Origin of the sequence: Acinetobacter sichuanensis (genome assembly GCF_003024515.2) — a bacterium.
Taxonomy (GTDB): Bacteria; Pseudomonadota; Gammaproteobacteria; order Pseudomonadales; family Moraxellaceae; genus Acinetobacter; species Acinetobacter sichuanensis.
The window spans coordinates 40,394-59,470 of the sequence record NZ_PYIX02000021.1 but is presented as its reverse complement, the minus strand read 5'-3'; the positions used below and the strand labels follow the sequence as shown (position 1 = coordinate 59,470).

Sequence of the window (19,077 nt, the reverse complement as noted above, 5' to 3'; positions counted from 1 at the left end):
TGAGGGGGAAATATTACGGTATTCAGTTGAGGTGTTAAGTCGATGCATGCGTATTTTTTGTTTGCGTTGGTATCGTGTTTTCTACTTTATGTGTAGAGGATTGATTTGTAGTTATTTTATGGGTTGTTTGTTGTTTGCTTAGATTGTGATTATTTTGAATGAGAATACATTTTCCTCCTTTATGTTTGGGACCTGTGCCCCCAGAGAGTGTGGTTCCTTTAGGGCAGGCAAACGCAGTGGCACTGAGTAAAATAGAAAGGATACTGACGGAAAAAAATTGTGTGAATTTTTTCATGATTAGACCTGCATGAAATAAGGTGAAAGTACCTTAAAGTAAATATAAGAGAAATTATTGTAGTGTGTTAGATGTAAAGTGTTGTTTGATTATATTAGAAATATTATAAATTACAGTTATTTAAGCTTGTATTAAGATTTTAAAAAAATTAAAGCATCCAAATAAGGATGCTTTAATCGCAACAATCATTAAAAGTTTAAAAATGGCTTATACATTAAAACGGAAATGTAAAACATCACCATCTTGAACAACGTACGTTTTACCTTCTAAACGCCATTTACCTGCCTCTTTGGCACCATTTTCACCGTTGTATTGTACAAAGTCATTGTAAGCAACACATTCAGCACGAATAAAGCCTTTTTCAAAGTCAGTGTGAATCACACCAGCAGCTTGTGGTGCTGTAGCACCAATTTTTACAGTCCAAGCACGTACTTCTTGAACACCTGCTGTAAAGTAAGTTTGTAAGCCAAGAAGACCATAACCTGCACGAATCACTACATTTAACCCAGGCTCTTCCATTCCTAAAGCTTCTAGGAATTCAGCACGGTCTTCATCTTCAAGTAATGAAATTTCAGCTTCGATTTGGTTGCAAAGTGGAACAACAATCGCATTTTCTTCAGCAGCTAACTTTTTAACAGCTTCTAAATGTGGGTTATTTTCAAAACCATCTTCTGCAACGTTCGCGATATACATGGTTGGTTTTAAAGTCATTAAACCAAAACCACGAACAAGTTTACGCTCATCATCATCTAAATCTGCTGCACGTGCAGGTTTACCTTCATCAAGGAGAGGTAAAATTTTGTCTAATACCGCTTTAGTTGCAACAGCTTCTTTGTCACCACCTTTTGCAGATTTTGCTAAACGTGTGACTGCTTTCGTGACTGTCTCTAAATCAGCAAGTGCAAGTTCGGTGTTAATCGTTGCAATATCGTCTAGAGGATCAATTTTACCATTTACATGAATGACATTTTCGTCTTCAAAACAACGAACGACATGTGCAATAGCATCGGTTTCGCGGATATTTGCAAGGAATTGGTTGCCTAAGCCTTCACCTTTTGATGCGCCTGCAACTAAACCTGCGATATCTACAAATTCCATTGTTGTTGGAATGACACGTTGTGGCTTAACAATCGCGGTTAATTTGTCTAAACGTGGGTCTGGAACTGGAACGATACCTGTATTTGGTTCGATGGTACAGAATGGAAAGTTTTCCGCAGCAATAGCAGCTTTTGTCAATGCATTGAAAAGTGTAGATTTACCAACGTTCGGCAAGCCGACAATACCGCAATTAAAACCCATGAAATGACTCACAAAGTGTTATATAAAAATTGCCGATGATTTTACATGAAAGCCATAGTAAAGTCAGGTCTCAGATGTAAGATTTCAAAACAATTCAAAATACCTTTAAGGGACTTCTGGAACAAATCAATCTTTTTGTGAATCCACAATATTTTTAGCTTTCTTGTTGAGTGGACTATCATTTGGTTTAGGTTGTTATCTTATTTATTCTGCTTATAAAAATAAAGATGACTGAATTAAAAGTGATTAACTTAATCACATTATTTATCAAATAAAATACAAATGGGCTTCAATAATAAATGAGACAGAATTGACTATTTACCAAAATTTTTGAACAAAAAGTACATTGTAATTTTTAAAGTGAAAAGTTAAAGTAGATGTAATCACTTGGATTTATCCTAAAGCTTTGATTAGAAAAATAATTTGGAGATTATATGCGCATTCTTTACCAATTTCCTTTATCGCATTATTGTGAAAAAGCACGTTGGTTACTTGATCATAAAGAACTAGATTTTGTAGCGCAAAATTTAATCCCTGGCGTACATCGTGCTTTTGCTCAACTGAAAACAGGGCAAAATAAGCTGCCTATTCTTAAGGACAGTGAACGTTGGATCGCTGATTCAACTGAGATCGCTTTATATTTGGATGATACTTATCCTGAACATGCTTTATTGCGTTTAGATCCACATTTGCGTCAACAAGCGTTGGAAATTAATACACTTTCTAATGAGTTAGGTGCACATGTGCGCCGTTGGGGGTTGGCACAAGCATTGTCAACCAGTGACGAGCCTTTAGAGATTATGTTGGGTGAAAAAGGTTATTTACGCCAATTTGAAAAAATATCTAAACCAATTTTAAAAACTTTAGTTTCAAAGAGTTATCAGTTAGATATTGAGAAAGTTTCTGAATCTAAGTCTAAAATGGATGAAATGATTCAACAGTTGAATGCAAAATTGATCGAAAATCATTGTCGATATTTGGTTGGAGATCGTTTGGGTTTAGCGGATATCGCCGTCTGTTCAATGCTCGCACCTTTATTGTATTTAAATGGGACGCCGTGGGAAGTGGAAAGTGAGTTACATGTTTCTGATGAGGTAAAACAGTACAAACAAAGTTTGTTAAATTTACCGATTGGACAGTATGTACAGCGTATTTATAATTCTGAGCGTAATGCTCGTGTTGACTGGCGTGGTATATAAGGTATGTCTGTAAGTTACCAATGTGCATTCTATTGTGAAACTCATCTTGTGCAATTGGTGGGGTATTTAAATGAGATTTTAGCGCTAAATTTAAAGGAAAACGAAAATAAAAACGCTTACTTTGGTATTTTAAATTTAAAAGAATTTGATTATGACTTTTTTTTAACTTATCAAGATCATCTAGAAAATGATCGTGATTTAGATTTTGAAAACTATAATGTCCTATTGAATATCACTTTGCTCAATAAATATGATTTGGAAAAACAAAAAGTATTAATGGTCGAGTTTTTTATGGAACTGCTTGAGCATTTAGTACAAAAAGATCAAACTTTAACACGCGCAATGACCGTTTATGATGTACAAGCAGTTTTGTTTAAATGGCATCGATAAAACGATTCGTTTTGGAAAAATTTACCAAAAAAATAAAATAATAAGAAAAAATTTCTCAAATATACTACGCTATACTTAACGAGAAAGAAGTCTTTCAATCCTTATTAAAACGCTTATTGTATTATAAGCAAAAGAATTGATCTATTTAGGTCAAGTTATGGATTTTATTATAAATATTGAATAGTTGTAGAGGAGCAGATAATGGAGCTTGACCGTTATGACAAACAAATTCTTGAAATTTTGACACATGAAGATATTAATCTTAATGAGTTGTCAGAACGGATCAATTTATCAGTGAGTTCTGTGCATCGACGTATTAAGCATCTTATTGAAACTAATATCATGACGAATTTAAAACGTGATATTAATTACGAAAAATTGGGCTTTAAACTGCATGTTATTTTACAAGTTTCTCTAAGTAAACATGATACGGATACTTTTGCAAAATTTTTAGAAGAATTGGAAAATATTCCCGAAGTGATCAATGCTTTTTTGGTGACAGGTCAGTCTGCCGACTTTTTAGTTGAAGTTGTAGCTAAAGATATGGAAAATTATAGTGAAATTTTGCTCAAACGTATTGGTAAAATAGAGTTTGTTGTGGCTTTACATTCAAGCTTTGTGATTAAAGAATATAATGTTTTTAATTGTAGTGGTTTATTGAGTCGAGTTTAGTTTTTGAAAATAAAACAAAGTTAAAAAATGCAATCTGTAAGAAAAAAAGAGAAGCGAACTTCTCTTTAAGGCGATGATGAGTGATCTTATAAACATGATTTTTAATGTTTATTACAGATAGTTTTTATCTTTTTAGACCTCGAATTTTACGATTGATATCGTCAATAAAGGTATAAACAACAGGAACTACCAGTAAAGATAAGAATGTACTGGTAATTAATCCCCCAATGACCGAAATTGCCATAGGTGCTCTAAAGCTTGGATCCGTGCCGATACCCAAAGCAATGGGCAACATACCTGCACCCATTGCCAATGTAGTCATGATGATTGGACGTGCGCGTTTATGACAAGCATCCAAAAGGGCATTGATTCTTGAATAGGACTTTTCATCTTTGGCAATAATGGCATAGTCCACCAACAATATAGAGTTTTTACTGGCGATTCCCATCAGCATAATTAAGCCAATTAAACTTGGCATTGAAAAACTGCTGTTCGCTAGAAGAAGTAGAACAAATGCGCCACCTAAAGCCAAAGGCAGTGCAACCAAAATGGTGATCGGTTGTAAAAAGTCTTTAAATAACAATACTAAAACTACATAGATACATAGGATACCAGTCAGCATCGCTAAACCAAAGCTTGCAAAAAGTTCCTGCATGACTTCTGCATCACCAATATTGGTATGTTTCACTGTAGGTGGTAAATTTTTCATCGTAGGGAGTTGGTCAACTGCTGCTGCAATATCCCCCAAGGGTTGATTGTTCAACTCAATGTTGAAGTTGATATTACGCAAGCGGTTGAAACGATCAATTTGTGATGGACCACTTTCAATATTGACATCGGCGATATTACCTAACATGATAGGACCTTTGCTACCTGTGATAATTAAGCGTTTAATCAAGTCTTGGTCTTGACGTGCAGAAAGTGGTAGCTGAATGACAATCGGAATTTGACGTTGTGATAAATTGAGTTTTGCCAAGTTTTGATCAAAATCACCTGCTGTTGCAATGCGAACAGTTTCAGCAATATTTTGTGTGGTAATGCCTAAGTCTGCAGCTTTGGCAAAGTCAGGACGAATCACCAATTCAGGACGTACCAGTGCTGCACTGGATGTAATACTGCCAATATTTGGAATGGTACGAATTTCACGTTCAAGTTGGCGTGCTGTACTAACTAAAGTCTCTGGGTCATCACCTGATAATGCAATTTGATATTGGCTATTATTACCCGCAATACCAACCTGAACGCGCGCTCCCGGTAAAGGTTCTAGGCGTTTACGTATATCGAGTTCAATGTCTTGTAGGCTTGTATCACGATCAGCACGCGCTGTTGTTTGAATGGTTAAAGTTGCTTTACGAGGTTCAGAGGCTGAACCTGCAAAAGGATCACTTCCTGCTGCACCGCCACCAATGGTGGTATAGACACTTTTAATATCAGGATTGTCTTTGATTAATTGGCGTGCGTATTCGGCTGTTTTTAAAGTTTCAATAAATTGTGAACCAGGTGCAAGTTCTAAACGTACTTGTGTTTGCCCAGTATCAGGGGGAGGTACAAAGCCTGTAGGAAGTAATGGAATGAGCATTAAAGAGCAAATGAAAAAGACAATAGCGCTTGAAATAGTCATCCAACGATGGTTTAAACACCAAGTGACCATACGCATATAAAGCTGCATGACACGTCCATCTTGGGCACGGTCTTGTGCTAATGCCTGATCACCGCCATCTTGTTGTGGTGTATCTGCAAGATGTGCATGTGTTTCAACTTTGCCAACCCAAGGTTTGAGTATATAAGCAGACATCATTGGTGTGAGTAATCGTGCAACCAAAAGTGATGTAAAAATAGCCAGTGCGGCAGTCCAGCCAAATTGTACGAAAAATTTTCCAGCAATACCGCTCATAAACGCAGTGGGAAGAAAAACTGCAATCAGCGTAAAGGTTGTGGCGATTACTGCTAAACCAATTTCATCGGCTGCTTCCATCGCAGCTTCATACGGCGTTTTCCCCATCCTGAGATGCCGTATGATATTTTCAATCTCGACAATTGCGTCATCGACTAAAATCCCAACCACTAAAGAGAGTGCAAGTAGGGTGACCATATTTAGGGTGAAACCCAGATAGTACATCCCAATCAAAGCAGGTAAGATCGATAAAGGCAGTGCAGTCGCTGCAATCAGCGTTGCTCGCCAGTCACGTAAAAATAGCCAGACCACTAAAATAGCTAAAATGGCACCTTCATATAGCAAAGACATTGAACCTTTATAGTTTTCTTCTACAGGTTTAACAAAGTTAAATGCTTCGGTAATTTTGATATCAGGATGATTGGCTTTGAGTTTATCTAAAGCTTGTATGACACCTTTTTCTACATCAACTTCACTGGCACCTTTGCTACGGGTAATTTCAAAACCAATTACCGATTGTCCGTTCAATAAAGCTGCTGAACGTCGCTCAGCGATTCCATCATGAATCGTAGCAACTTGATCGAGGCGAATATGACGACCATCACTCAGTGCGATATCCATCGCTGCAATTTCAGCAGCTGTTTGTACTGTTGCAATGGTGCGAATAGATTGTTCACTGCCTCCAATTTTGGTTTGACCACCAGATGCTTCTTGTTGGGTCAAACGCAGTTGACGAGTAATATCTGTAGCAGTTGCATTGAGTGCCAAGAGCTTTTCAGGGTCGAGTTCCACATCAATTTGGCGTGTTACACCGCCGACACGTGAAACAGCACCGACGCCTTTGACCTGTAACATGGCACGGCTAATGTCATAGTCAACAAACCATGACAATGCCTCTTCATCCATTTTTGGAGATTGAATGGTATAAGTCAGAATAGGAGAACCAGAAAGATTGATTTTACTGACAATCGGATCACGTAAGTCCGCAGGCAGATCGGAACGAATTTGTGAAACTGCATTACGTACATCATCGACGGCTTCTTGTAGCGGTTTTTCTAGTTGAAACTCTGCGGTAACAGTGACGACACCATCACGGATACTCGCATATTGATTTTTTAAACCTTGAATATTGGCAATCGAGTTTTCAATTTTGCGTGCTACTTCTGTTTCAAGCTGAGGTGGGGCAGCCCCCGGAAGAGATGCAGTCACAGTCACCATAGGCAGTTCAATATCTGGAAACTGCTGAACTTTCATCCAGTGGAAACAGAGAAATCCTGCCAAACCCAACATGATGAATAATAAAATACTGGGAATTGGATTGCGGATCGACCATGCGGAGAAATTCATCTTATTTCTCCTGATTTGGCATGAGTTGTTGTGTAAGTGGTGTATCAGGAATTGCTTGTCCAATTTTGACCAAATCACCATCGGCTAAGAAACTCGTTCCTGAAGCAACCAATTTGACATTATCAGCTAAATCTAATACTTCGATGCGATCATTCAAACGACGTGCTGTGGTGATTTTTTTCTGAGTGACACGATTGTTTTGATCAACAATAAAGACATAAGCAAAACCATCACGGAGTAACACAGCAGACTGAGGTACAGTGAGTGCAAGTTTTTCACCTAAATCAAATTCACCTTTAACAAACATGCCCATACGAACTGCATCTGTATTTGGTAAATCAACATAAACTAAGCCATAACGTGTTTGTGGGTCGATGACAGGCGCAATCATACGCACTGTTCCAACAACCTTCGCTTGATTCGGGTCAGGTGAGGTGATTTGTGCGGTCATACCTTGTTTAAGTTTATATAAGTCAGTGGCTGTGATTTCGGCACGCCACTCTAAACGATCATCACGAATCATACGAAACAGTTCTTGTCCTGTTTGTGCGAGAGAACCGACAGTTGCAGTACGTGCTGAAATTACCCCATGATCAGGTGCGACCACATGTGTTTGTGTTAGTCGTAATTGATTACTTTCAATCTGGGCTTTTGCTGCATCTAAACGTGCTTGTGCAGTATTTTGTGAAGTTTGGTATTGCATCACCTCACGTGCAGAGATTGCACCCGTGTCTTTTAGTTGTTGGAAACGTTTGTTATTGCTACTTGCCTCAGCCAGTGTGGCTTGTGCTTCAGCATAATTGGCTTGGGCAGAAGCCAAATCTGCACGAATACTCTCATTGTTAATTTCAGCCAGTACTTGCCCGCGTTTTACGCTGTCACCAACATTGACATAAACTTTGCTGATCCGTTGCCCTGAAAGTTCACTGCCGATAACAACTTCTTGCCATGCCGCTATATTTCCATTTGCAGTGAGTGTCTGTTTCCAATTTTGTCGTTCAGGTTGGATCACACTCACGGTAAGAGCAGCTTTTGTTTCAGTTGTTGAGGTTTTTTCTTGTGTAACTTTTTCTTTTTTCGCTACAGTCTTAAACAATAAAAAAGCGACAACCAAAATGAGTAATATGGCAGCAATGATAAACCAGTATTTTGAAGTGAAGCTTTTACGCTGCAAAGGGTCATGCGATTTCATTTTTATTTATAAATTCCTTGAGATGATTCAGTATGTCTAAGCCAACAATCATTGGCAAGATAGAAAATACATTCCCAAGTTATTTTCCATAAAATAAAGCCCATACAGTCAGCATGGGCTTTATATTGGATTTTATGTATTGCGATAGTTATTGCAGGTTATTTTGAAGAAAAATAACGGAATTAACTGCGTTACAATTTAGAGAATCGCTTTTAAGCGTTGAATTGCTTGTTCACATTGTGAAATATCTGCAACCAATGCCATACGAACATGTCCTGCACCAGGATTACCTTGCGCAGTATCACGAGATAAATATCGTCCCGGCAGTACTTTAATGTGTGCTTTTTCCATTAACATTTTGGCAAATTCTTCATCATGATCTACCTTTAACCAGTAATAAAAACCTGCATCTGGTTTTTGTAAAGGGAGAAGATGACCTAATTCACTTTGAAATAATTCAAATTTAGCACGATATAATTTACGATTTTCTTCAACGTGACTTTCGTCATTCCAAGCGGCGATTGAAGCCAATTGGTGTTGTACAGGCATCGCCGCGCCATGATAAGTACGGAATTTTAAATACGGTTTTAGTAGATTTGCATCACCCGCGACAAAGCCAGAACGCATGCCTGGTAGGTTTGAACGTTTTGAAAGTGAGTGAAATACGACACAATTTTTGTAATCATCACGTCCCATTTCGGCACAAACTTCGAGTAATCCGACCGGCGCTTCATCAAACCAAAGTTCTGAGTAACATTCATCTGAGGCGATGACGAAATTATATTGATCCGAAAGGGCAATCAGTTTTTTAAATTGTGCTTTAGATAAAACCGTACCTGTAGGGTTGCCCGGTGTACAGACAAAAAGTAATGCCGTTTTTTCCCAGACTTCGGCAGGAACTGCATCAAAATCGCCAAGATAGCCATTTTCTTCAGTGCAATTGATAAAGTAAGGTTTTGCGCCTGCCAGTAATGTTGCGCCCTCATAAATTTGATAAAAAGGGTTTGGCATGACGACATAAGGTGCATCATCACGATTAATCAAGGCTTGAACAAAAGAGAAAATACCTTCACGTGTGCCAGTCACAGGTAAAACTTGTTCTTCTGCGCTGATGGTGTTGAGTTGAAAGCGTTGTGTTAACCAATTTGCAATGCTTTGGCGCAGTTCAGGCAGGCCTTTACTGTTTGGATAAGTTGATAAGTGTTGAAAATTATCAATGATCGCTTGTTTCACAAACTCTGGTGCAGGATGCTTGGGTTCCCCAATGGATAGTGGAATTAAAGGGAAATCAGCAGGTTTTACATCCTTAAAAAGTTGAGCTAACTTCTCAAACGGGTATGGATGTAATAAAGACAAACTAGAGTTCATGAAACAATTACCATGATATAAAAATTAAGTTAAAACAAAGTATTAATGCTGGATAGAAATTTGATTTGAAGCTTCATCCAAAGCAGCTTTGAGTTGTGTGACAAAAATTTCTGATTCTGCATCATTTAAAGGCGTACCATCTTTTTTGGTCACAAAGAAAATATCTTCTGCTTTTTCACCTAATGTAGCGATACGTGCAGAATGAATATCTAAGCCTTGCATCATAAATAGACCACCCACACGTGCTAGTAAACCGGGTTGATCGAGTGTGGAGATTTCCACCATATTTTGTTGTAAAGCTTCATTCAAAGTGATATCTACAGTATTTTCAATATCAAAATGACGCAGTTGACGAGGAATGCGACGTTGCATTAAGCCCGGATATTTATCTGAATTACTGAGTGCGTTGATCAATGCCTGTTTTACAGTTTCTTCACGCTCAGGATCTGTAAGCAGTGTGCCGAAACGGTCAAGAACAACATAAGTATCCAAACTAAACGCTTTAGTTGCAGTGATAATACGAGCATCTTGAACATCTAAATTCATACGATCCAAAATAGCGACTGTCGTTGCAAATAAGTTCGGCTTATCTTGGGTATAAATAAAGATTTGCACAGCATCTTGTGCTGCTTTACGGTGCGCACGCATGAGCACTAATGGTGCAGGGTTGTCACCATGCTGCAAAATGGCGCGCGTGTGCCATGCAATTTCATCGGCGGATTCTTTTAAGAAATACTCATCCCCGAGTTCTTGCCAGACTTGTTCAACTTGATCGAGTGGAAATTCATCCACCAGTACTTCACTGGCTGAAAACTTTGTGTCCTCAATCAGCATTTGATAGTCAACGGGTCTTCCTAAACCAGAACGAATCACATCACGTGCATGCGTATACAATTGACGCATCAAAGACGCGCGCCAAGTATTCCAAAGTTTAGGATTGGTTGCATTAATATCAGCCACAGTCAGCGTGTAGAGATAATCTAAATGCTCCATGTCGCCCAGTTTTTCAGCAAACTCTTTCACTACATCTGGGTCGGAAATATCTTTTTTCTGCGCTGTAATCGACATCAATAAATGATTTTGAATCAGCCAAGCAACTAAATTACATTCACGTTCCGTAAAACCATGTGCACGACAGAATACAATCGCATCTTCAGCACCTAATTCACTGTGATCACCGCCACGACCTTTCGCGATGTCATGGAACAAAGCAGCAAGGAAAACAATATCTCGGCGTACTAAACGCTGAAATACAGAACTGACCACAGGATAGTCTTTTGCAAACTCTGGTGCTTTAAAACGATTTAAATTGCGGATGAGTAAAAGTGTATGTGCATCAACGGTATAGATGTGAAATAAGTCATATTGCATCAAGCCCATGATTTGACCAAATGCAGGAATGTAATTACCCAGTACACCATAACGTTTCATTGCCACCATGGTGTCGTAAAGACGATGTGGTGAACGAATAATTGCCATAAATAAGGCTTGGTGTGCAGGGTTATCACGGAAATTTTGATTAATACGTTTTGCTGCTAAAGTCAGTAAGCGTAAGGTACGGGCACGTATGCCTTCGATTTCAGGACGATTTGCCAATAAATAGAAAATTTCTAAAATTGCACTTGGTTTCTCTGCAAAAATTTTATGGTGTTGTACAGCAAGTTTGCCATCCACCAGTTTAAAATTCTCATTAATATTTTCAATTTTACGTTCGTAGTTTGGTAAACGTGGGGTAATGACCGACTCATTAAAATACGACAACAACATTTCATTCAGTGTAGAAACTTGTTGAGCTGTACGATAATAACGTTTCATAAATTGTTCAATCGGGTAATTGATGTGTTTACCTTCTTGTTTTTTATAACCAAAAATGTTGGCTATTTCACGTTGATAGTCAAATAATAGGCGGTTTTCATCTCGTTTGGTTAAACGATGTAAATGATGGCGAATCTCCCAAAGAAAATTTTCTGCATTTTCTAAAACAGCGAGTTCAAACTCAGAAATAAAACCCAAATGTACTAGGTCATAAATACGATTGACTCGAAAATGTCGTTTAGCAATCCAACCGATTTGATTAATATCTCGGATGCCTCCGGGTGCATTTTTAATGTCTGGCTCTAGGTTGCTTTCAGTATGATTATGTTGTGCATAACGGCGAGCTTGTTCGTCCATTTTTGCATCAAAAAAGGTTTTATCTGTCCATGTTTGTGAGACCACGCGGCGTGGCCATTTGGTCAATTGGGTATTGCCTGTAATCAAGCGAGCTTCAATCAAGGCTGTAGCTACAGTTAAGTCATTGGTTGCTTGTTCAAAACAACTTTGAATCGTACGAACACTGACGCCCGGTTTGAAATTACCAACATCCCAAAGTGAAGAGATAAAACTTGAAACCATCTGTTCTTGTTCTGTATTCAATTCAGACTCAGACAAGATCATAATGTCAACATCAGAATAAGGCAGCATTTCACGGCGACCATAACCGCCAACGGCAAATAAACTGAGATCAGTTTGATGCAGCCCAACATGTTCCCAAAGGAAAATGAGGGCTTCATCAATAAAGTTTGAACGACAATGAATAATATCTCGGATCGGCTGACCCTGATCAAATGCCTCTTGTAGCTGTTGTTCGACATCAGTACGCCATTGATTAATCGCTTTAATATCGTGGAGACTACTGACGTAGTTCAACAGAGGAGAGGTGTTGATCATAAAATTATTGTCCGCAAGTTTTAAAACTATTTATTCAATTGAACAGTGACTTTTGACGCTGCTTCATATGCTAATGTACGTGCTTGGTCTGTTGTTTCTGCACGTGCAGTTGCCACACCCATACGACGACGTGTAAATCCTTCAGGTTTGCCAAAAATTCGTAAATCTGTAGCAGGGTTTTGTAATGCAAGATTTAAGCCAGAAAATGATAAATTTGTGGCATCTACGCCTGCGTAAATCACGGCACTGGCTGCAGTACTATGACGTTCGGTATTTACAGGTAAACCTAAAATCGCACGTGCATGTAACTCAAACTCACTTTGAAATTGTGAAGCAAGCGTGACTAAACCTGTGTCGTGTGGACGAGGAGAAACTTCACTAAACCACACTTTATCACCTTTGACAAATAGTTCTACTCCGAAAATACCACAACCGCCTAAAGCCACAGTCACTTTATTGGCAATTCGTTGTGCTTCTGCTAAAGCTGCATTTGTCATGGCTTGTGGTTGCCAACTTTCAACATAGTCACCCGCATCTTGACGGTGTCCAATCGCATCACAGAAATGCGTTTCAACTTCGCCTGTTTCTGGGTTTTTAGCACGTACAGTCAGTAGGGTAATTTCAAAGTCAAAATCAATCTGTGATTCAACAATGACAGTACCTTGGTTAACACGACCACCTGTTTGCGCATATTCCCAAGCCGCATCAACTTCAGCAAACTCTTTAACACGTGATTGACCTTTACCTGATGAAGACATGACAGGTTTAACGAAGTTTGGATAACCAATATCGTCACATGCTGCACGGAAGCTTTCTAAACTATTTGCAAAACGATAAGCAGACGTTGGTAAACCGAGTTCTTCAGCAGCTAAACGACGGATTCCTTCGCGGTTCATGGTCAAATTCACTGCTTTTGCAGAAGGAATAACCGTTGCAATATTTTGTTCTTCAATCTCAACTAAAACTTGCGTTGCAATGGCTTCAATTTCAGGCACAATTAAATTTGGTTTGACTTGTTCAATCAATGCTTTTAATTGTTCAGGGTCTGCCATATTTAAGGCATAAGAAAAATGAGCAACTTGCATTGCAGGTGCATTTTCATAACGATCTGCGGCATGTACTTCAACACCTAAACGTTGTAAGGAAATAACAACTTCTTTACCCAGTTCACCAGAGCCTAAAAGTAGAACTTTAAAAGCAGAAGATTGGAGAGGAGTGCCAATAGTTACGCTCATGCGATTCATCCGTGCTTAGTCAATATATGAGCTTAAGCATAGCAGAACTGAGGCTTGTGTTAAGTCTTGATTGTAATAAATAAGCGAGTTTTTGTTAGACAAATTGGTCAAAATAAACCAGATCAAAATAGTTAAATTGAAAACAAAATACAGGGTTTATAAACATGGCATCTTGATCAAAGCATTATTTTTTCAAAATTTCATCAAAATTACGCTCTATATTTAAGAGATGGATCATGAAAGTAGATTTTGTTTTAATTTTGATATTCAGTTTAGCATTTTGTGGGCTGTGGGGATTTGCCTTAGCTCAAATCCGTACTTATCAGTGTATCAAAATGCTGAAAAGTGCTCATCCTGTGTGGGCGAAGGTCATTTTTATCATTTTAACCAGTGTGTATGTATGGTTGTGGGGCAGTACTTATTTTCATAGCGTTTTTAAGTGTTTTACAGGGCAAAGATGTCACGCAACTCAAAATGGAGAACTGATTTATTTAGCGATTTTAGGTTGTTACGTTGTGTTGTATGAAATACTATTTTGGTTTATACATAAAGTTTTAAAAAAATGAATGATTTAAATAAATTGAGTTTTTATCGTGCTGATCTCACGAATATTTCGTCTTTGGTTGATTTGATTAATGCAGCTTATCGTCAAAAAAATGAGAATACATGGACAACTGAAGCTGACTTAGTTTTAGGCGCGCGTATTTCATCTTCTCAGCTTTTACAACAGTTGCAAAATAGTCATTTTCATTTACTTGTTGCTGAGCAAAACAATCAAGTTGTGGCGTGTATTGGGTTAACTTTTGACACTTTATCAGTGGAAATAGGTACTTTTGCGATTTCACCTGATTGGCAAAATCAGGGTTTGGGAAAATTAGTTTTAGACTATGCTGAAAAATATGCGACAGATGTTCAGTCTGATTTGAAAACATATGTGATGTGGGTACTCAATGTGCGTACAGAATTAATCGCATTTTATGCAAGACGAGGGTATGTGCAAACAGGTGTGATGGAGGATTATCCATTGGATGCGGATGTTGGAATTCCACAGGTCAATTTATGTTTGATTGAAATGCGAAAAGCGGCTTCATGAGGCTTGAAAATGTATTCAATTTATAGTGGTACAGATCCATTTGAAAAATATGACCTTGTATTACAATTTGAATTAGAACAAGAAATGTATGAGCAACTATTTATTCATAATGTTCTTCTGAAAGATAATCGTTTTATTCAAGTAGAATTTTATGTAGATGAAGAGGAATCAACATTGACTTTTTTCAATGCTGAGATTCCATTGGTTTTAGAAAAATTAGCAGAATTACAGCATAAGACGATAGATCAAAACCAGAATAGTCTTTTAGCGCGATTTATTGAGATATTAAATGAGATATATCAACAAAATAAGAATTTCTATTTAGTCGTTTAGAGCCTTAGTTTTTTAAGGTATTAGAGGGTAAAAGATGTATTGGCGAGTTGACTGCATTGCTATATCACGAGATTAAAGATATAAGTTAAAAAACCCTGATTGATTCAGGGTTTTCTTTTTAAGTTATTAGGTTAAGAACCAAGTGTAATAGCCCCACAACATGAGAGGACATGCCACATAGGGACTAAATAACCATTTCCATAACCAAAATCGTGGCAGAAATCCTACGCCATAAATAAATCCACCTGAGATCCCGATCATGACCAACATTAAAACCGTATGGTTATAGTGACCATTGGCATCAAGCATCATTGCAGGATGGAGCAGTAAAACCGTAGCCAAAGGCAATGCCATTAAAAATGAAATTGCCATAGCAAATTTGTTAGGCTTCCGTTCTTCAGTTGTCATTGCGATTTCTGTCATGGTCTTATTCCTCATCTAAATCTTGATGATGTTCGATATATAAGGCACTCAGTACACCTGCAAAACATGCCATTAAAATGCCTAAAATCCAAGCAAAATACCACATTACGTTATTCCTCGTGTCAATGACACAGCCTTAGTATAGGCTGTGTGAATTTTCTTGAATGTGCTTGCTCGTGATCACACCCCACATTTTGTAATAACACCAAGTGGTGTAACACAAAATAATAGGTACAAAGATACATGCAGCAATCGTCATTACAGTGAGTGTGTTTTTACTTGAAACGGCATCCCACATGGTCAAACTTGCAACGGGGTTAATGCTTGAAGGCATAAGGAATGGGAACAGTGCAAAACCTGCGGTTAAGATTGCGCCTACAATCATCATTGAGGTTCCTAGAAAGCTCAAACCTGCCTTCGCCTTAGCCGCAGAAGCAATCACGATTAAGCTACCGAAAATTGCCATAATTGGTGCAATCATTGTGATTGGATAATTTGAATAATTATTCATCCAACCATGATTGTTATTGGTAATCACTTCTTTTGCTAATGGATTGGCAACGCCATTTGTGTCAAAGGGTTGCGCCAGTGTATAGCCTTCGATGCTACCAAAATATAACCATGCACCTGCACCTAAAAAGCACACCAGAAATATGATTGCCATGAATTGTGTTGCTTTTGCAGAACGTTGGTGCAAAGCACCATCTGTACGTAACATGAGCCAAGCTCCACCATGTGCATTGAGCATAGAAAGGCTGACCAAACCACAAATTAAAGCAAATGGACTAAGAAGTGCAAAAAAGCTTCCTGTATAGGTTGAACGTACAGTTTCATCTAAACTAAAAGGCACACCCAAAAACATATTGCCAAAAGCCACACCAAACACCAACGCAGGTACAGCCCCACCGATTGCTAAACCCCAATCCCATGATGTACGCCATTGCGTATTTTCAAGTTTAGAGCGGTAGTCAAAACCGACAGGTCGTAAAAACAGGGCAAAGAGAACAAGGAGTAACGCCCAATACATCCCTGAAAATGCTGTAGCATAAACCATTGGCCATGCCGCAAATAACGCCCCACCTGCGGTAATAAACCAGACTTGATTTCCGTCCCAATGTGGTGCAATGGTGTTGATTGCTGCACGACGCTCATCATCTGTTTTACCTACAAAAGGCATGATTGCCATTGCGCCCATATCGAAGCCATCGGTGAGAGCAAAGCCAATCAGTAAAACACCGACAAGTACCCACCAAATGATTTTTAAAAGTTCATATTCGATCATGATTGAACCTCACTCACTTGTGCTTCTTTTGCAGCAAGTTTTTCGAAATGATATTTGCCTGTATGTAATGAACTTGGTCCTAAACGAGAGAATTTAATCATGAGATACATCTCGATAATCAACAAGACTGTATAAAATGCAGCCAAGGCAATGATAGAACCCCAAACATCTGCTGTACTTAAACTCGATGCCGATAAATGTGTAGGTAAAACTTCACCGATCGTCCACGGTTGGCGACCGCCTTCAGCGACATACCAACCTGTTTGTGTTGCAATCCAAGGCAAAGGTAAGCCAAATAAAGCAAATTTTAAGAGCCACGGCTTATTTTCAGCATTACGTTTTGCGACAGCATAAGTTGCTAAAATAAACAATAAGAGCATTAAGAAACCAGATGCCACCATTGCACGGAATGAGAAGAACAACGCTGTGACATTGGGAATTGTATCTTTTGTTGCCGCTTGAATATGAGCTTCAGAGGCATCTACAACATGAGGTGTGTATTTTTTAAGAAGTAAGCCATAGCCTAAATCTTTTTGATTTTGTTTAAATGATGAGATTAATTCAGGAGAACGATCACCTGCACGAAGTTTTTCAAGTTCACTATAAGCGATCATACCATTACGAATACGTGCTTCATGTTGCACCATCAGGTCTTTGATCCCCGTAACTTCTTTATCTAAGGAACGCGTAGCAATAATTCCCATAACATAAGGAATACGAACAGCATAATCGGTACGTTGTTCTTCCTGATTTGGGATGCCAAATAAAGTAAATGGTGCAGGTGCAGGGTGAGTTTCCCATTCTGCTTCAATGGCTGCGAGTTTAGTTTTTTGAACATCACCTAGCTCATAACCTGACTCATCGCCCAGTAAAATGACTGACAATGTTGACGCTAGACCAAAAATAGCAGCAATAGCAAATGAGCGACGTGCAAAAGGTAAATCACGTTTTTTCAACATGTAATAGCTTGAAATGGCTAAAACAAAAATTGCACCTGTGACATAGCCAGAAGACACTGTATGCACAAATTTAACCTGAGCAACTGGGTTGAAAATGAGCGCGCCAAAATCGACAAGCTCCATACGCATTGTTTCAAAGTTGAATTCTGCACCGACAGGGTTTTGCATCCAGCCGTTGGCAACCAAAATCCATAATGCCGACATGTTTGAACCCAGTGCAACCAACCATGTGACGCCTAAATGCTGTACTTTTGAAAGGCGATCCCAGCCAAAAAAGAATAAACCAATAAAAGTTGATTCTAGAAAGAATGCCATTAATCCTTCAATAGCAAGTGGTGCACCGAAAATATCACCAACATAATGTGAGTAATATGCCCAGTTTGTACCAAATTGGAACTCCATGGTTAAGCCAGTTGTGACACCTAAGGCAAAGTTAATACCAAAGAGTTTTCCCCAGAATTTAGTCATATCCTTATAAATTTCTTTACCAGAAATCACATAGGTGGTTTCCATAATGGCAAGAATAAAAGCTAAACCGAGTGTTAAAGGCACAAAAATAAAGTGATACAACGCGGTCATTGCAAATTGGAACCGCGAAAGATCGACCACGCTTTCAGAAATCATCAACGTGTCTCCTGAGTTTGGGAAGGACTGCCAGCAATACGCTCAGCAACTTGGTTATCAAAATTTTTAGGAATTGTTGGTGCATCAAACCAGATATTCTTAATAATTAATAAAAGAATAATTTTCACGATTAAGATAATGGTGATTTCTCTAACTAATTTTCGGTTTATATCTTTAGGTTTTGAGCTCATTACATATGCCTATTTGAAAACTCTTTTTATATTATTAACCAAAAATAAACATAAAATAAATAGATAAAACAATTAAAATAAAAAATATATTGTTTTTTATATATAAAACAAATACTTATAATTAATTTAATTAAAAAATATACTAAAATTTATCATTATTTAAAGTTGATTAAAATACTTTGAATTAATAAAATAAATCTGACTAAAACACTTGTATATAATATATTAAAGTCGAGTAAAATACTTTGAATTATATTTTTTAAACCAACTAAAATACTTTGGATTATATTTTTTAATTTATAAATAATCTAAATGATTCTTAAATTGATTTTTAATTTAAATAAAAATTAAGTAGAGAAAAGATAAAAATTGACCGCGAGTTTTTTATTAAACGGTATGAGTGCATCGCTAAATGACGATGCATTTTTTAGATGAAAAATTTTTAAATTTGCCAAATTATGTCTTTTATCTCGAAAATTTTTAAAGACCTACGCTATTTCTTTTGACTTAAACAATATTCTTATTTTTTAGTTATAGACAGCACACATTCGAGATTTGAGCAGATCTAAAGA

At 37.9% G+C, this 19,077-nt stretch carries 16 protein-coding genes and 1 pseudogene; 5 read left to right on the top strand and 12 right to left on the bottom strand.

Going from position 1 to position 19,077, the window contains the following annotated elements; all coding sequences use genetic code 11:
• Nucleotides 1–162: 162 nt before the first annotated feature.
• A pseudogene (locus C9E89_RS24155) lies at nucleotides 163–295 on the bottom strand (hypothetical protein); the annotation flags it as partial.
• A gap of 207 nt (nucleotides 296–502) precedes the next feature.
• Complete coding sequence (gene ychF / locus C9E89_RS12935; protein ID WP_107008757.1) at nucleotides 503–1,594, bottom strand: redox-regulated ATPase YchF; 1,092 nt, start codon at nucleotides 1,592–1,594, stop codon at nucleotides 503–505.
• Nucleotides 1,595–2,028: 434 nt separating this feature from the next.
• Between ychF and C9E89_RS12930 the strand changes: the two genes are divergently transcribed.
• The 3 genes from C9E89_RS12930 (at nucleotide 2,029) to C9E89_RS12920 (ending at nucleotide 3,855) form a co-directional block, all read left to right on the top strand.
• Nucleotides 2,029–2,793 (top strand): glutathione S-transferase family protein, encoded by a 765-nt coding sequence (locus tag C9E89_RS12930; RefSeq protein ID WP_107008756.1) that lies wholly within the window; start codon nucleotides 2,029–2,031, stop codon nucleotides 2,791–2,793.
• Nucleotides 2,794–2,796: 3 nt separating this feature from the next.
• The gene (locus tag C9E89_RS12925; RefSeq protein ID WP_107008755.1) at nucleotides 2,797–3,183 is read left to right on the top strand and encodes a hypothetical protein; all 387 of its coding nucleotides are present in this window, start codon (nucleotides 2,797–2,799) and stop codon (nucleotides 3,181–3,183) included.
• A 201-nt stretch (nucleotides 3,184–3,384) separates the two neighbouring features.
• Nucleotides 3,385–3,855, top strand: coding sequence for an Lrp/AsnC family transcriptional regulator (locus C9E89_RS12920; RefSeq protein ID WP_107008754.1), 471 nt, complete (start codon nucleotides 3,385–3,387; stop codon nucleotides 3,853–3,855).
• Between the two features lie 124 nt (nucleotides 3,856–3,979).
• Here the strand turns inward: C9E89_RS12920 and C9E89_RS12915 are convergent, their stop codons facing one another.
• The 5 genes from C9E89_RS12915 to purT form a co-directional block, all read right to left on the bottom strand.
• Nucleotides 3,980–7,096: an efflux RND transporter permease subunit gene (locus C9E89_RS12915; protein WP_107008753.1), complete on the bottom strand. Its 3,117-nt coding sequence runs from the start codon at nucleotides 7,094–7,096 to the stop codon at nucleotides 3,980–3,982.
• A gap of 1 nt (nucleotide 7,097) precedes the next feature.
• Complete coding sequence (locus C9E89_RS12910; protein WP_107008752.1) at nucleotides 7,098–8,288, bottom strand: efflux RND transporter periplasmic adaptor subunit; 1,191 nt, start codon at nucleotides 8,286–8,288, stop codon at nucleotides 7,098–7,100.
• 198 nt (nucleotides 8,289–8,486) lie between these two features.
• Nucleotides 8,487–9,656, bottom strand: a complete 1,170-nt coding sequence (gene dapC, locus C9E89_RS12905) for a succinyldiaminopimelate transaminase (RefSeq protein WP_107008751.1) — start codon at nucleotides 9,654–9,656, stop codon at nucleotides 8,487–8,489.
• 42 nt (nucleotides 9,657–9,698) lie between these two features.
• Nucleotides 9,699–12,365 carry a [protein-PII] uridylyltransferase gene (gene glnD, locus C9E89_RS12900; RefSeq protein ID WP_107008750.1) on the bottom strand — a complete coding sequence of 889 codons (2,667 nt, stop codon included), beginning with the start codon at nucleotides 12,363–12,365 and terminating at the stop codon, nucleotides 9,699–9,701.
• A gap of 26 nt (nucleotides 12,366–12,391) precedes the next feature.
• Nucleotides 12,392–13,609: a formate-dependent phosphoribosylglycinamide formyltransferase gene (gene purT / locus C9E89_RS12895; protein ID WP_171405130.1), complete on the bottom strand. Its 1,218-nt coding sequence runs from the start codon at nucleotides 13,607–13,609 to the stop codon at nucleotides 12,392–12,394.
• A 553-nt stretch (nucleotides 13,610–14,162) separates the two neighbouring features.
• Here purT and C9E89_RS12885 point away from each other — a divergent pair.
• Nucleotides 14,163–14,693, top strand: coding sequence for a GNAT family N-acetyltransferase (locus C9E89_RS12885; RefSeq protein ID WP_107008747.1), 531 nt, complete (start codon nucleotides 14,163–14,165; stop codon nucleotides 14,691–14,693).
• A gap of 9 nt (nucleotides 14,694–14,702) precedes the next feature.
• Entirely contained in the window at nucleotides 14,703–15,026 is a 324-nt protein-coding gene (locus C9E89_RS12880) for a hypothetical protein (RefSeq protein ID WP_107008746.1), read from the top strand.
• 126 nt (nucleotides 15,027–15,152) lie between these two features.
• On the opposite strand, the gene C9E89_RS12875 is transcribed toward C9E89_RS12880, so the two are convergent.
• Genes C9E89_RS12875 through cydP form a run of 5 tightly spaced genes read right to left on the bottom strand, consistent with a single transcriptional unit; the run spans nucleotide 15,153 to nucleotide 18,505 of the window.
• Nucleotides 15,153–15,449: a cyd operon YbgE family protein gene (locus C9E89_RS12875; protein ID WP_107008745.1), complete on the bottom strand. Its 297-nt coding sequence runs from the start codon at nucleotides 15,447–15,449 to the stop codon at nucleotides 15,153–15,155.
• Between the two features lie 4 nt (nucleotides 15,450–15,453).
• A complete protein-coding gene (gene cydX / locus C9E89_RS12870; RefSeq protein WP_002120988.1) occupies nucleotides 15,454–15,555 on the bottom strand; it encodes a cytochrome bd-I oxidase subunit CydX in 102 nt (33 codons plus the stop codon).
• Nucleotides 15,556–15,585: 30 nt separating this feature from the next.
• Nucleotides 15,586–16,731: a cytochrome d ubiquinol oxidase subunit II gene (gene cydB / locus C9E89_RS12865; RefSeq protein WP_107008744.1), complete on the bottom strand. Its 1,146-nt coding sequence runs from the start codon at nucleotides 16,729–16,731 to the stop codon at nucleotides 15,586–15,588.
• Nucleotides 16,728–18,314, bottom strand: a complete 1,587-nt coding sequence (locus tag C9E89_RS12860; protein WP_107008743.1) for a cytochrome ubiquinol oxidase subunit I — start codon at nucleotides 18,312–18,314, stop codon at nucleotides 16,728–16,730. Before C9E89_RS12860 ends, cydB begins: the two co-directional genes overlap by 4 nt.
• Nucleotides 18,314–18,505, bottom strand: coding sequence for a cytochrome oxidase putative small subunit CydP (gene cydP / locus C9E89_RS12855; RefSeq protein WP_107008742.1), 192 nt, complete (start codon nucleotides 18,503–18,505; stop codon nucleotides 18,314–18,316). Before cydP ends, C9E89_RS12860 begins: the two co-directional genes overlap by 1 nt.
• Between the last annotated feature and the right edge of the window lie 572 nt (nucleotides 18,506–19,077).

Bases quoted from the DNA above. Each gene is read 5' to 3' on its own strand.
- C9E89_RS12915 (WP_107008753.1), bottom strand. From the start codon at position 7,096: ATGAATTTCTCCGCATGGTCGATCCGCAATCCAATTCCCAGTATTTTA.
- C9E89_RS12910 (WP_107008752.1), bottom strand. From the start codon at position 8,288: ATGAAATCGCATGACCCTTTGCAGCGTAAAAGCTTCACTTCAAAATAC.
- C9E89_RS12930 (WP_107008756.1), top strand. From the start codon at position 2,029: ATGCGCATTCTTTACCAATTTCCTTTATCGCATTATTGTGAAAAAGCA.
- C9E89_RS12880 (WP_107008746.1), top strand. From the start codon at position 14,703: ATGTATTCAATTTATAGTGGTACAGATCCATTTGAAAAATATGACCTT.
- C9E89_RS12875 (WP_107008745.1), bottom strand. From the start codon at position 15,449: ATGACAGAAATCGCAATGACAACTGAAGAACGGAAGCCTAACAAATTT.
- ychF (WP_107008757.1), bottom strand. From the start codon at position 1,594: ATGGGTTTTAATTGCGGTATTGTCGGCTTGCCGAACGTTGGTAAATCT.
- C9E89_RS12920 (WP_107008754.1), top strand. From the start codon at position 3,385: ATGGAGCTTGACCGTTATGACAAACAAATTCTTGAAATTTTGACACAT.
- purT (WP_171405130.1), bottom strand. From the start codon at position 13,609: ATGAATCGCATGAGCGTAACTATTGGCACTCCTCTCCAATCTTCTGCT.
- cydX (WP_002120988.1), bottom strand. From the start codon at position 15,555: ATGTGGTATTTTGCTTGGATTTTAGGCATTTTAATGGCATGTTTTGCA.
- cydB (WP_107008744.1), bottom strand. From the start codon at position 16,731: ATGATCGAATATGAACTTTTAAAAATCATTTGGTGGGTACTTGTCGGT.
- cydP (WP_107008742.1), bottom strand. From the start codon at position 18,505: ATGAGCTCAAAACCTAAAGATATAAACCGAAAATTAGTTAGAGAAATC.
- glnD (WP_107008750.1), bottom strand. From the start codon at position 12,365: ATGATCAACACCTCTCCTCTGTTGAACTACGTCAGTAGTCTCCACGAT.
- C9E89_RS12860 (WP_107008743.1), bottom strand. From the start codon at position 18,314: ATGATTTCTGAAAGCGTGGTCGATCTTTCGCGGTTCCAATTTGCAATG.
- C9E89_RS12925 (WP_107008755.1), top strand. From the start codon at position 2,797: ATGTCTGTAAGTTACCAATGTGCATTCTATTGTGAAACTCATCTTGTG.
- dapC (WP_107008751.1), bottom strand. From the start codon at position 9,656: ATGAACTCTAGTTTGTCTTTATTACATCCATACCCGTTTGAGAAGTTA.
- C9E89_RS12885 (WP_107008747.1), top strand. From the start codon at position 14,163: ATGAATGATTTAAATAAATTGAGTTTTTATCGTGCTGATCTCACGAAT.